Source organism: Vibrio sp. Y29_XK_CS5 (genome assembly GCF_024181835.1).
Taxonomy (GTDB): domain Bacteria; phylum Pseudomonadota; class Gammaproteobacteria; order Enterobacterales; family Vibrionaceae; genus Vibrio; species Vibrio harveyi.
Window position 1 is genome coordinate 2,100,516 of the sequence record NZ_JAMZAM010000001.1, and the last position, 12,829, is coordinate 2,113,344.

The following is a 12,829-nucleotide window of genomic DNA, read 5'->3' on the forward strand; positions in this document are numbered from 1 at the left end:
CCCTATCATCGGGCGCACAATCGACAAAAACGAGTGAAGGAGTGAAGATGGAACTTGCTGATATTCGTCGTGAGTACACAAAAGGTGGCCTGCGTCGTAAAGATTTAAAAGCAGATCCGATTGATCAATTTAACCTATGGTTAGAGCAAGCGGTACAAGCAGGGTTGACTGATCCAACCGCAATGACGGTCGCGACAGTGGACGAAAATGGCATGCCGTTTCAACGCATTGTGCTGCTGAAAAACGTCGATAAAGATGGCTTTGTGTTCTACACCAACTTGGGCAGCCGCAAAGCGCAGCAGCTTGAGCACAACAGCAACATCAGCCTGCATTTCCCATGGCATCCACTTGAGCGTCAGGTTCACATCACAGGTGTGGCAGAAAAGCTAACGCCGATGGAGAACATGAAGTACTTCACTTCTCGTCCGAAAGACAGCCAATTGGCTGCGATTGCGAGCAAACAAAGTAGCCGTATTTCTGCACGTGGTGTATTGGAAGGTAAATTCCTAGAGTTGAAGCAGAAGTTTGCCAAGGGTGAAATCCCGATGCCATCCTTCTGGGGTGGTTTCCGCGTCAAGCCGCAAAGCATTGAATTCTGGCAAGGTGGTGAACATCGTCTGCACGACCGTTTCTTGTTCTCAAATCAAGAAGGCGAGTGGGACATCGATCGCCTTGCGCCGTAATGGCTTTGACAAAGAGATAAAAAACACCGCCTCAATAGGCGGTGTTTTTGTGTTTACCCAATGGCGAATCAACGTTCACCGTTAAGCACGACAGAAAGCTGATGTTTAAGCAGGGTTTTCGGCACAATCGATCCGTAGCCTGCCTCCATGGCTTTGTCGATAAGTTCGTTCTTACTGTTGGCTTCAAACTTAGTGCGCAGACGAGCAACATGCCCTTCTACGGTCTTGGTTGAAATCCCCATGACCTGTGAGATGAATTGCGGCTTTTTGCCATACAGCAACAAGAACAGAGTCTCTTGCTCACGGCAGGTCAGCTTTTCTGGCTCGGGTTTCAGGTTAGAAAAACGAAAGATGGACTGCTGGTTGGGCGTGCCACCGATGGCTCTGCATACCCAATATCCCACTTCGATGACGGCAGTATCAGTAAGTTCGCGACCATAAAATATGGTGCCAATGATGTTGCCGTCGTCGTCTCGCCAAGGCGTCTTAGTAAAAATGTGCGCTCGCCAATGACCATCTGGATAAGGGTGGATATCAAGGATCTTTAGCGACTCGCCTGTTTCAATTACGTGCCTATCTTGTTCTTGAAACTCTTTTGCACATTCAATGGTAGGGCTTGCGACCTCAAAGTCTGTTTTGCCTATACAGACTTCAGGTGAATCGTAGCCTATCAATTCTGCGTATTCCTGATTCACATAGCGGAATACCGAATCTTTATCTTTGCATCCCCAACAACCCGGTAGCTGTCGAAGGAGCGACTGTTCTATGGTATTGACTGGAATATTCACAAGGGACTCACTACTGCTACATATCGCCTGCTTGATTGCAGGTCAGTATTCTCACTTCGCTTATCCCGCGTTTTTATTACAACACTGCCTTGATCATGCTTTCGAGAATCGCGCCAGATGGAACTGGAAGAGAGAAGGTCGATCAGGATAACTCAGCGTGATGATTAACGTCAGGATACGGTGAGATGGTCGATATATTATCAGCTTATGCCATTGTTTTCATTGGCGTGAGACAAAAAAAAGCCAGCCTGAAGACGGGCTGGCAACACAAGATATAATCTTGTCGACGTGTAGAAGAGGTTCTAAATTACATAGCGAGGGTCTGCTAAGTAAGTTAGAGGTATCAAGTAGATACCGATGAGCTCAGGGTCGTATGCATCCTAGAGCTCGAGGTCTAATGTATTGAATTGTGAGCATATTAGTAAGGGGGGAAATCCCTCTATGCCCCTGTTTTTCGGGCATTTCGTGCGCTTTCGATCGTAGTTTTTACCTTGTTGCTTACATTGATGTGCATTTCAACCCCAAAGATCTTTGCTATTGGCTTGTCTCATCTTTGGTAATTTTGGCTATCTGTCCGTTTTTGTTAAAAAAATTGGTTGCACATTGACCGTAAGTTTCTCTCACATGATCATCGTTCCGGAACTATGATCATGTAGAGCGCAATGATCGTGTTGATTTGATCTTGTGCGATTGGATTGGGGAAGATTTGCAACCCAACAGAGAAGGTATATGATGCCAAGATATAAGCCGACTGTGTAAAGACGACTGTTTGAAATGAGTGATTCAGATAACCCGAAAGCCCCGCTATATAAAGAGATCATGCTGCCTAAACCAGCAGAGTTGATCACGCTTCCGTCTTATATGGATTGCCATGATCATGCTTACACACAGATCGTGATCGGTTTAAAGGGACAAGCAGAATTCGAAGTTCGTGGTCAGGGTAATTTGGTTGGTCCGGGGCAAGGTTGCATCGTAACGGCATCTTCTGATCATGCTTTCGGTGGCGTGATTCATCAATCAGACATCTTGGTGCTTAATATGCCAAAGCCTGCCAACGATGATCCTGAGATGTTGCAAAAAATCAATAACCTAGAACGCTCTCATCTTTACTTCCAATTGGATGGTCAGATTCAAAAGCTGATTCAAATGCTGGTGCAAGAGATGCGTAATCATCCAGACGATTTACTGCTTAGCCGTGCGTGTAATGACACCGTGATCGCTCTTATGCAGCGTCATATATCAGCATTTGAAACCTCAAGGAAAGAGTCACGCTTTGATCTGGAAGCGATTGACCGTTACATCGAACAGCACTTGAGCCACAAAATCAGCGTGGCGCAATTGGCTGGCAGCGTATTTTTGGGTGAAAGCCAATTCCATAGCTTATTCAAAGATCAGATGGGCATTACGCCGCATCAGTACGTGCTCGGCAAACGCATCGATATGGCGCGCGATTTGATTGAACAAGGTCACCTAACGTTGGGGCAAATTGCCGAATTCACCGGTTTCTCAAGCCAAAGTACTTTCACTCATACCTTTACTCGTTTACAAGGATTATCACCTTCTCAGTATAAGAAACAGGTTGGCTAACACTGCTCATCAAGTTGCTTATTTGAGCGAAGCCGCGTATGAGTCGCGGCTTTTTTGTGCTTGTGTTTTGCACAGGAAAGTCGAACTTTTTTGCGTAATTCTCCGGAAAATTTCAATGTTTTTGTCCATTCCTCACAAAAGCGCAATCTAAATCCTTCTTATTCAAACAGAAATTGCTCAAAACCCGCCTGCTTTTGTTGTAAATGACATGCAAAGATGAATTTTTACAACACAATATATTATGTATTTGCGTGTGACTATGTAGATGTTTTGTTATAAAAGCGAGTTTTTAGCAAAAAGCTCGGAGTTTTTGACAAGTATTCTTCTCGGGCTCAAAATACACTGCCAGCCATTGATGATCCTCGAAGCGGTTTTCGAGGAGAGAGATTGAGGAAAACGCATGTTTACAGCAACGAACGTGTTAACACCGGAATTTATCGAGCAGCCGCTTGATAAGTTGTGGTCACTGATCTCGCCATTGTACATGGTGGACGAGTCTCAATGGCTAGAGCAATTATTGCCACTAGCAACGCCGACAGCGGAAGAAAAATCGGCAATCACGACCCAAACAACCCAGCTTATCGAAGCCATCCGTGCGGATAAAAAGTCAATTCAGATGATTGATGCGCTATTGCTGGAATACAGCTTAGATACTCATGAAGGTATCTTACTGATGTGTCTTGCAGAAGCATTGATGCGTATTCCTGATTCAGCAACGGCGGATGCACTGATTAAAGATAAGTTAAGCGTTGCTGACTGGAAATCTCACCTTAAGAGTTCTGATTCTGTCTTCGTTAACGCTTCAACTTGGGGCTTAATGCTAACAGGTAAAGTGATTGGTCTTGGTGAGCAAGAAACCCAGAGCCCAGGTCAGGCTGTAAACCGTCTGGTAAATAAATTCTCAGAACCTGTGATTCGTAAAGCCATGTATCAGGCAATGAAGATCATGGGTCATCAGTTTGTACGTGGTCGTACGATTGAAGAAGCGCAGAAGAACGGTCGCCCAATGCGCGACAAAGGTTTCACTTACTCATTTGATATGTTGGGTGAAGCGGCGCTGACCACAGCAGACGCAAGCAAGTACTTCAAAGACTACCTAATGGCGATCGAAGCCGTTGGTCGTGAAACGTACGGCAGTGACACAAGCCCTGCACCTTCTGTTTCTATCAAGCTTTCTGCACTTCACCCACGTTACGAAGTGGCGAATGAAGAACGCGTGATGACAGAGCTTTACGACACCTTAACGCAACTGCTTAAGCGCGCTATTGAGGTGGATGTTGCCATCACGATTGACGCAGAAGAAGCGGACCGTCTTGAGCTGTCACTCAAACTGTTTGAAAAGCTGTACCGCAGCGACCTAGTGAAAGGCTGGGGCAAGTTTGGTCTAGTAGTTCAAGCCTACTCGAAACGTGCACTACCTGTACTCGTATGGCTAAACGGTCTAGCGAAAGAGCAGGGTGATTTGATCCCTCTTCGTCTAGTAAAAGGCGCGTACTGGGACAGCGAAATCAAGTGGTCGCAACAAGCGGGTTACGAGAACTACCCTGTTTACACGCGCAAAGAAGCGACGGATGTTGCTTACCTAGCGTGTGCGCGTTTCCTACTGAGTGAAGGCGTGCGCGGTAATATCTTCCCGCAGTTTGCTAGTCACAACGCACACACTGTTACGGCGATTGCTGTAATGGCAGAGCACAAAGATTACGAATTCCAACGTCTGCATGGTATGGGCGATTCGCTTTATAACCATGTGATGGACACTTATGGTCAGCCAGTACGTATTTACGCGCCAGTCGGTAGCCATGCGGACCTCCTGCCTTACTTGGTTCGTCGCTTACTAGAAAACGGCGCGAACAGTTCGTTTGTGCACCGTTTGGTGGACGCGCGTTGTCCAATTTCAGAGCTGACGCATCACCCTGTTGATGTGCTGACCTCGTTTGAGACCTTGCACAACGGTCAAATCCCAATGCCAACCGGCATTTTCCCAGAGCGCAAAAACTCATACGGTGTGAACGTTGATATCGACAGCGAAGCGAAGCCGTTTGAAGCGCAGGTTGAAAGCTTCCTAACTCAGAAGTGGACTGCGGGTCCGATCATCAACGGCGAAAAACATGCCGAAAGCATGATCAAGGAAAACTCTGCAGAGATCATTACTGCCCCTTACGATCGTCGTATTGAAGTGGGTCAGGTGGCTTTCGCAAACCTTGATCATGTTTCCGCTGCAATCGAAGCGGCTGATGCTGCATTCCCAGAGTGGAAAGGCACCGCAATTGAACAAAAAGCGGCGTGCCTAGATAAGCTTGCGGATCTGATGGAAGAAAACTTGGCTGAACTGGTGGCAATTTGTCACCAAGAAGCGGGTAAGACGATTCACGATAGCATTGATGAAGTGCGTGAAGCGGTCGACTTCTGTCGTTACTACGCGAAACAAGCACAAAACCTTCAGCCGTTCGAATTGGAAGGTTTTGATGGCGTGAAACGCATTTCTAGCCGTGAAGGTTTGGGCGTATTCGTTTGTATCAGCCCATGGAACTTCCCATTAGCGATTTTCCTTGGTCAAGTCACAGCGGCATTGGTTGCAGGGAACACAGTTGTGGCTAAGCCAGCTGAGCAAACCAGCTTAATTGCGGCGCGTGCGATTGAATTGATGCTAGAAGCCGGCTTCCCAGCGGGCGTGATTCAGCTATTGCCGGGTCGTGGTGGTGAAATCGGTCATGCACTAACGTCTCACGATGCGATTGCAGGTGTGGCATTTACCGGTTCGACAGCGACGGCGCAACGCATCAATGTGACGCTTGCCGAGCGTAGCGCGAAGCCAGTACCGTTTATCGCTGAAACTGGCGGTCAAAACGCCATGATTGTGGATAGTACGGCACTGCCAGAGCAAGTTGTGCGTGACGTGATTCGTTCCGCTTTCGCTTCTGCAGGTCAACGTTGTTCTGCTCTGCGCGTTCTGTTCGTTCAAGAAGACGTTGCAGATCGCATCATCAACCTTATCCAAGGTGCGATGAATGAACTGCATGTTGGTATTCCTTACTTGCACAAAACGGATGTGGGTCCGGTTATCGACAGCAATGCGAAAAATAAACTCCTTGCTCACCTAGAGCACATGACAAGCACGCAAACCAAAGTTGCTCAATTGCAATTGGATGAAGCGTGTCAGCACGGTGATTTTGTGTCGCCAAGTGCATTCGAAATCTCGGGCATTGATGTTCTGAAAGAAGAGCAATTCGGTCCCATCTTACACATTGTTCGCTTTAAAGCGTCTGAGTTGCCAAACGTGGTTGAGCAAATTAACCAAACTGGTTTTGGTCTCACAATGGGCATCCACAGCCGTAACGAAACCACTTACCGTTGGATTGAAAAACACGCTCGTGTGGGTAACTGCTACATCAACCGTGATCAGGTTGGCGCGGTGGTTGGCGTTCAGCCATTCGGTGGTCAAGGTTTGTCGGGTACAGGTCCGAAGGCTGGTGGTCCTCATTACCTATATCGCTTTACTAAACAACATCTTGTTCAAGCAGAGAAGGCGTAAGGAGTCGCATTATGGTTCATCAGATCACGTTTTTTAAAGATGCATTCTCTGCGTGGGAGCAGTGGAATCTGACCGATTTTGATTACAAATGTGAGCATTTGCTGGCATTTAAATCTGCGATTGAAGAGCAGCATAGCGTGGTTGGCAAAGTGGTGTCTTACCACTTGCAGCAAGCGTCTACTCTGTTAGCAGAAACTCATCAGTTAGTGGGGCCTACGGGCGAAACTAACGAGCTGTACGCAGCGGGTCGCGGTGTGGCTTTGGTCGTTTGTGAAAACAACCTGGCGAATACCGAGAACGCACTGTACAGCGCATTTGCAATGATCACCTGTGCTCTGATTGCAGGCAACAGTGTGGTGATTTGTAGTGACAATACAGAGCTTACTCAATTGGTTAAGCATGCTGTGGCGTCAGCAAACTTCCCATCTAACTTAGTCCAAGTGGTTGCGTACGATGCGTCTTCCCCGTTGTTAGACAGCGACGTACGTAGTGTGGGTTATGTTGGGCATTCACAGGTTGAGCATGCGCTTAACCTGCAACTGGCTAAGCGTGACGGTGCCATCGTCAGCTTAGTTTCTGAAACGGATTTAGAGTCACCGACATTGACTCATGATCCTCATCTGTCGTTGCGCTTCATTACCGAGCGTACTCGAACGATAAATATTACAGCGGTGGGCGGTAACGCGACTCTACTCGAGTTGGGAAGCGACTCCCACTAACCTGACTTGTGATACCAATCTGAACCAAAAGAGCCTGAGAGCTTACTCGGGTTGGTATCTCTTACTTTGATGTATTGCTGCGATGGCAAAATATCAAAGCAGGCAAGGAAGGAAATAATTATAACGAGGACTATCAAATGATAGAAAATAGCTTTGCTATCACGACCACTTTTGTGGCGTACTTACTAATTATGGTTGCCATTGGCGTTTACGCGTATAAGAGGACTTCCAATTCATCAGACTACTTCCTAGGTGGTCGTAGCCTTGGTCCATGGCCAGCGGCACTTTCTGCAGGTGCATCAGACATGAGTGGCTGGTTGCTACTTGGTCTTCCGGGGTATGCATATGCAGCAGGTATTGAAGCGTTCTGGCTAGCAGGTGGTCTGCTTGTGGGTACATGGCTAAACTGGTTAATCAGTGCAAAACGTCTACGTACGTACAGCATTCAAACTGATGCGCTAACGCTGCCTGAATTCCTGTCGCGTCGCTTTAACGATAAGTCGAAACTGATTCAGACAATCTCTGCTTTCTTCATTCTTCTATTCTTCCTTTTCTACACCAGCTCAGGCTTGGTAGCAGGGGGCAAACTGTTTGAGACCGTATTCGGCTTGGATTACAGCATTGCCGTTATCATTGGCACGGTGTGTGTGGTTTCTTACACGCTATTCGGTGGTTTCTTAGCGGTATCTTGGACGGACTTGGTGCAAGGTCTATTGATGGCAGCAGCACTAATGATCGTGCCAGTTGCTGTGATGGATGGTGGTCTAGGTCAATTAGCGACGGACATGCACAACATTAACCCAGAGCTACTAACGCTATGGAACGATACGAAAGGCGAGCCTCTATCGGCTATCGCGATCATCTCGTTGGTGGCATGGGGTCTAGGTTACTTCGGTCAGCCACACATCCTAGCGCGTTTTAAAGCTTCTCGTTCGAACAAAGACCTAACAACAGCGCGTCGTATCGCTGTAGGTTGGACTGCGCTTTCTATGGCGGGCGCAATGCTAGTTGGTCTTGTTGGTCTAGTGTGGGTAACAGGTCACCCTGGTACGCAACTAGAAGATGGTGAGAAAATCTTCATGCTATTGGTGAACACGGTATTCCACCCAGTGATTGCCGGTATCCTATTGGCGGCAATCCTAGCGGCGGTAATGAGTACTGCAGATTCACAGCTTCTAGTATCGTCATCTGCTCTAGCAGAAGACTTCTACAAGCAAGTGATTAAGCCGGATGCAACGTCTGAAGAAGTTGTAATGATTGGTCGTGTGGGCGTTATCGTGATTTCTCTTATCGCGCTATTCCTAGCAATGACGCCAGACAGCTCTGTTCTCGGTCTTGTATCTTACGCTTGGGCAGGCTTTGGTGCAGCGTTTGGTCCAGCAGTTGTGCTTAGCCTTTACTGGAGCGGTATGAACCGCAACGGCGCACTAGCAGGTATCCTAATCGGTGGTGTGACTATCGTGGTTTGGAAACAGCTAACAGGCGGTTGGTTCGATGTGTACGAAATCGTACCGGGCATCATCTTCTCAACGATTGCGATCATTGTTGTAAGTAAGTTGACTGGTGGTGCAGCGCAAGAAGTACTTGAGCAACACAAAGAATACGAGAAGAAATTGGTTGAGCTAGACTAATTCCTCTCAATTAAAAACAAAGCCCGCGTTCGTCGCGGGCTTTTTTGTGCTTACTCGATGGTGATTTGAATGACCCGTAATACCTCAATTCGAGAATTTCTGAGGTATAGTAAAAAACGTGTTGACCCGTCTATCAGTGTAGGGCTGATGCTATGTCTGTACCGACAAAAGGAGCCACTATGCTAACCGTAACCCAACTGGCCAGAGAGTGTGGACTCTCTCGTACTACGATTCTTTACTATGAACGTGAAGGCTTGCTAGCGCCTGCACATCGTTCAGAAAACGGTTATCGCTGGTATGGAGAAAAAGAGATGCAGCGTTTAAAAACCATTTCGTCTTATCGTTCTTATGGGTTACCGATTTCCAGCATACGCACTTTGTTGGCACAGAAAGGCAAATCTCAAGCGGAGATCTTGAAAGACCATTTCAATGAACTTGAACGCGAGATTCAAAATCTGCGAGCGCAGCAAAAAGCGATCGTGGTGCTATTACAAGAACCACAACTGATAGAGGATAATATTGTGACTAAAGAACGTTGGGTACAAATCATGCAAGCGGCGGGCTTTTCTGAAAACGACATGGTGACATGGCACCAGAAATTTGAAGAGATGGAGCCTGCTGAGCACCAAAAATTCCTTGAATCTTTGGGTATTGAGCAAGACGAAATTGTGCGCATTCGCGCTCTATAATTAGCGCTTAAGCAGGACATTAAAAACCGGTTAAATAAAAATAAGCCTCTTCGTGAGGCTTATTTTTTATAACAGCTTACTTAATCATAAACTGCTTAGAAACGGATCTTTGAGTAAACCACAGTGTTACTCAATTCCCCTGAGGTAGAGAGGCGGTCGTGTCTCAACTCACCTTCAAAGTCATAACCACAACGCTCTGCGACAGCACGGCTTTTTAGGTTGGTTGAATCTGCCATAATCGCAATGCGTCTTGCACCGAGGTCTTCAAACGCGTAGCGCTCTAGCTCAAGCACCGCTTCGGAAATGTAGCCGTTGCCCACCGCGGCATCATCCAGCCAGTAACCGATTTCAAACGACGGCACTTCTTGATCACGAATCATTAAGCCTACTGCACCAATTAAACGGTCGCTTTCTTTTTCAATAATGAAGTAACGCAACTCCCCTTCAAAACTTTCAAAGTTGGCGATGGCTTTTTCTGTCCCCTCAATCATTGCTTCTAGTGTGAGCACATGTGGCACCCAAGGAAGATACACTTCGAGTGTCTTCTGGCTACGCAGTACTGCTTGGTGTGCTTCTTCTGCACGTTCTAAACAAGCAGGGATTAGCTTAAGACGTTTCGTTTCCATATCGGCTCTCCTTTGGGTGAAAAATGAAAGAAAAATCATTTAAGCAGATGTACTTAGAATGATCTAGTTGTTCGTATACCCAAATAACCTCGAGATGCTAGGTTCAGCGAGAATGACTTGGTTTGTATACGCGGCGGCGATTTAAAGGTCTAGTGGGTCTAAATCAAGAATCGGCAACAAAGTATACAAGCCAAGGCAGTTCGCCCTTTGGGAGCGTGTCATTGACTCGATTGCTGCGTCAAACAACTTGGAAAGAGCTGGCTATTACGCTGCGTTGTTTTCCTTGACCTCGAGTCAATGACAACGCTCTGAATCCTGCATCATGAAGTCATTTGGGTATACAATATTATTCACTTGGTTTGTTTTGAAGAACCTGAGAGAATCGTAGGGTTATTCAAACCACTAGGTTCACTATGAAACTTTTAGTAAGAAACTTGGCTCGTCAAACGACTGAGCAAGACATGCGTGCACTCTTCTCTGCACACGGCAAAGTAGAGCTTTGTACATTGGTTCTTGATCAAGAAACCGGTTTATCAAAAGGCTTCGGCTTTGTGATCATGCCAGATGAAGCAGAAGCGATTTCTGCACTGGAAGCGCTGAACTTGACCAGCGTAGCGAAAAGCAAGATTCGCGTGAAAGTCGCTCAAGACTAAGAGAGAGAAAAGCCAGCATCATTGCTGGCTTTTTTGTATTTCAAGAGAGGAAACGAGCGCTAATCGCATTGGCACATAACGAATTCCTTCTTTCTCGCAGAGATCATCGGTAGGTTCAAAACCGTGCTTGTGATAAAACGAAACTGCGTTGGGGGCTGAACGAAGACGCACATAACTTCTTGGCTTATCATGGGTTGAGTCCAGTATCGTATCGAGAAGTTGTTTACCCAAACCATGACCTTGAGCTTTGGTTGCGACGAATAAGTGGGTGAGATAGTTATCATCTTTTAAAGCGGCAAAGCCAACCACTTTACTGTCGCGGAACGCCGCTAAGGCTAAAAAGTCTGGATGCGTTATTGCTTGTGTCACATCTTGTCCGATTCTTGCGAGAAAGCGCCGTTTTCCTTCCTCGGTAAAGTGCTCAAGGATGTGGCGCTGTGTAACTTTAGAAACCAAATCCGCCACTTGTATATACCCAAGTAACCTCGAGATGCTAGATTCAGCGAGAATGACTTGGTTTGTAGACGCGGCGACGATTTAAAGATCTAGTCACTCTAAATCAAGAATCGGCAACAAAGTATACAAGCCAAGACAGCTCGCCCTTCGGGAGCGTGTCATTGCCCCGCTTTCTGCGTCAAACAACTTGGAAAGAGCTGGCTATTACGCTGTGTTGTTTTCCTTGAACTCGAATCAATGACAACGCTCTGAATCCTGCATCTTGAAGTCACTTGGGTATAATGTCATTCGTTTGCGCTTTGACTATCTCTATCATCAATTTTCTCTTCGATCTGTTTCATTAATTGCGCTAATTGCAGTTTATCGAAGTTGTTGGAATTTGGAACCTGATAGGAATCTGTGGCGGTGTAGAGCATCAAGCAGTTACTACTGAAAGGTTCTTTCTCAATTCGAACCTTGCTGATTTCATTCAATGGAATACGAAAGTACACTGTAGAATCTTGATGGTACTTCAAACTGTTAGAAGCGGGCTCAATGCTGATCGATTTTGGCGTAAACCACTTACGCTTAGATAGATGTAATACGTACAGCAATAGAATAAATACAGCCAATCCTGCCCCTATTAACCATAGGTAACCGCCTATATAAGCAAAGTAGGTGAGTGATAGAAACCAAATGCTGAATAAGAACGGATTGTTCTTTGGTAAGTTTTGTGAGGTCTCATGAATGATCACTTCGAATTTCCTCGCTGCTTATGTTTGACAGTTTACGCAGAGCTTGTGTAAGCGGCTGAGATTTCACTTCAATTAAAATCAGGTTTATTAGCCCACCAACTGAGATAGCCGCAAGGACCGCGCTGATACCACTTCCTTTGGTCACTAAGCCATACAGACCTGTGCTCAACATAAGGATAAACGTCGCCATTTGGACGGTTAAATGGCGCTGAACCAAATAGTGACCAGTTTGGTAGTCCTTAATAACGTAAACGTATTGCCCAAAGCTACCGAGTTCTACTTTGACCTTTCGATCTAGCGCATGACAGCGGAACCCTTGTTGATTGAGAGATTTTGCGAGGCTTTCCATGCCAATGACTCCATGTTCTATCTAGTTATCTTTTGCACATCATAATGTCACGATGAGAGCCGCTTAGTTTCGCTGAACAACAAATCTAAGAGGCAAGTCCCACCGTATACTCAGTGCTTTCTTTAGTTTGCGGAACGCTTTCAGGTTTAGTTATTCGCATCAAATCCGCATTGAACTGCGCGATGGGTAGTGCGATTTTTTTGTGCACAATTCACACTGTAAATTACACGAGTCGGAAGAGAGGTATCCGTTCTCTCTCACCTGTCGGAATCAAGACGCTCTTTAATGCTGAATGTAAAAAATACACAGTGACAATTACTTATGCGTAGTATCTCGTAGTATTACATACATAGGCGTTATTGTTCATAATTTGATACAAAAG

12 protein-coding genes are annotated in these 12,829 nt (G+C 46.2%); 7 read left to right on the forward strand and 5 right to left on the reverse strand.

All coding sequences use genetic code 11. From position 1 onward, the window contains the following. Window positions 1-47 precede the first annotated feature (47 nt). Window positions 48-683, forward strand: a complete 636-nt coding sequence (pdxH, locus tag NL647_RS09415) for a pyridoxamine 5'-phosphate oxidase (RefSeq protein ID WP_005449881.1) — start codon at window positions 48-50, stop codon at window positions 681-683. Between the two features lie 68 nt (window positions 684-751). On the opposite strand, the gene NL647_RS09420 is transcribed toward pdxH, so the two are convergent. Continuing rightward, window positions 752-1,471 (reverse strand): PAS domain-containing protein, encoded by a 720-nt coding sequence (locus NL647_RS09420; protein WP_009702374.1) that lies wholly within the window; start codon window positions 1,469-1,471, stop codon window positions 752-754. Window positions 1,472-2,245: 774 nt separating this feature from the next. Here NL647_RS09420 and NL647_RS09425 point away from each other — a divergent pair. The 5 genes from NL647_RS09425 (at window position 2,246) to NL647_RS09445 (ending at window position 9,629) form a co-directional block, all read left to right on the forward strand. Beyond that, window positions 2,246-3,058, forward strand: coding sequence for an AraC family transcriptional regulator (locus NL647_RS09425; protein WP_005449884.1), 813 nt, complete (start codon window positions 2,246-2,248; stop codon window positions 3,056-3,058). Window positions 3,059-3,458: 400 nt separating this feature from the next. Next, the gene (gene putA / locus NL647_RS09430; RefSeq protein WP_029790491.1) at window positions 3,459-6,590 is read left to right on the forward strand and encodes a bifunctional proline dehydrogenase/L-glutamate gamma-semialdehyde dehydrogenase PutA; all 3,132 of its coding nucleotides are present in this window, start codon (window positions 3,459-3,461) and stop codon (window positions 6,588-6,590) included. Between the two features lie 11 nt (window positions 6,591-6,601). Then, window positions 6,602-7,309: a 1-pyrroline-5-carboxylate dehydrogenase gene (locus tag NL647_RS09435; protein ID WP_049535189.1), complete on the forward strand. Its 708-nt coding sequence runs from the start codon at window positions 6,602-6,604 to the stop codon at window positions 7,307-7,309. A 137-nt stretch (window positions 7,310-7,446) separates the two neighbouring features. Continuing rightward, window positions 7,447-8,940: a sodium/proline symporter PutP gene (putP, locus tag NL647_RS09440; RefSeq protein ID WP_005449887.1), complete on the forward strand. Its 1,494-nt coding sequence runs from the start codon at window positions 7,447-7,449 to the stop codon at window positions 8,938-8,940. 179 nt (window positions 8,941-9,119) lie between these two features. Next, window positions 9,120-9,629: a MerR family transcriptional regulator gene (locus NL647_RS09445; protein ID WP_009706661.1), complete on the forward strand. Its 510-nt coding sequence runs from the start codon at window positions 9,120-9,122 to the stop codon at window positions 9,627-9,629. A gap of 95 nt (window positions 9,630-9,724) precedes the next feature. On the opposite strand, the gene NL647_RS09450 is transcribed toward NL647_RS09445, so the two are convergent. Further along, window positions 9,725-10,255, reverse strand: a complete 531-nt coding sequence (locus tag NL647_RS09450; RefSeq protein ID WP_005449889.1) for a GNAT family N-acetyltransferase — start codon at window positions 10,253-10,255, stop codon at window positions 9,725-9,727. Between the two features lie 413 nt (window positions 10,256-10,668). On the opposite strand from NL647_RS09450, the gene NL647_RS09455 reads away from it, so the two are divergent. Next, window positions 10,669-10,908 (forward strand): hypothetical protein, encoded by a 240-nt coding sequence (locus tag NL647_RS09455; protein ID WP_005449890.1) that lies wholly within the window; start codon window positions 10,669-10,671, stop codon window positions 10,906-10,908. Window positions 10,909-10,926: 18 nt separating this feature from the next. Here NL647_RS09455 and NL647_RS09460 read toward each other — a convergent pair whose 3' ends face one another. From NL647_RS09460 to NL647_RS09470, 3 genes are all read right to left on the reverse strand, one after another. Further along, on the reverse strand, window positions 10,927-11,373 hold the full coding sequence (locus NL647_RS09460) for a GNAT family N-acetyltransferase (RefSeq protein ID WP_009702245.1): 447 nt from the start codon (window positions 11,371-11,373) through the stop codon (window positions 10,927-10,929). A gap of 275 nt (window positions 11,374-11,648) precedes the next feature. Next, complete coding sequence (locus tag NL647_RS09465) at window positions 11,649-12,098, reverse strand: hypothetical protein (RefSeq protein WP_005449893.1); 450 nt, start codon at window positions 12,096-12,098, stop codon at window positions 11,649-11,651. Then, complete coding sequence (locus NL647_RS09470) at window positions 12,085-12,447, reverse strand: hypothetical protein (protein ID WP_009696502.1); 363 nt, start codon at window positions 12,445-12,447, stop codon at window positions 12,085-12,087. Before NL647_RS09470 ends, NL647_RS09465 begins: the two co-directional genes overlap by 14 nt. Between the last annotated feature and the right edge of the window lie 382 nt (window positions 12,448-12,829).

Excerpts from the sequence above, each read along its gene's own strand:
- pdxH (WP_005449881.1), top strand. The coding sequence starts at position 48 with ATGGAACTTGCTGATATTCGTCGTGAGTACACAAAAGGTGGCCTGCGT.
- NL647_RS09425 (WP_005449884.1), top strand. The coding sequence starts at position 2,246 with ATGAGTGATTCAGATAACCCGAAAGCCCCGCTATATAAAGAGATCATG.
- putA (WP_029790491.1), top strand. The coding sequence starts at position 3,459 with ATGTTTACAGCAACGAACGTGTTAACACCGGAATTTATCGAGCAGCCG.
- NL647_RS09435 (WP_049535189.1), top strand. The coding sequence starts at position 6,602 with ATGGTTCATCAGATCACGTTTTTTAAAGATGCATTCTCTGCGTGGGAG.
- putP (WP_005449887.1), top strand. The coding sequence starts at position 7,447 with ATGATAGAAAATAGCTTTGCTATCACGACCACTTTTGTGGCGTACTTA.
- NL647_RS09445 (WP_009706661.1), top strand. The coding sequence starts at position 9,120 with ATGCTAACCGTAACCCAACTGGCCAGAGAGTGTGGACTCTCTCGTACT.
- NL647_RS09450 (WP_005449889.1), bottom strand. The coding sequence starts at position 10,255 with ATGGAAACGAAACGTCTTAAGCTAATCCCTGCTTGTTTAGAACGTGCA.
- NL647_RS09455 (WP_005449890.1), top strand. The coding sequence starts at position 10,669 with ATGAAACTTTTAGTAAGAAACTTGGCTCGTCAAACGACTGAGCAAGAC.
- NL647_RS09470 (WP_009696502.1), bottom strand. The coding sequence starts at position 12,447 with ATGGAAAGCCTCGCAAAATCTCTCAATCAACAAGGGTTCCGCTGTCAT.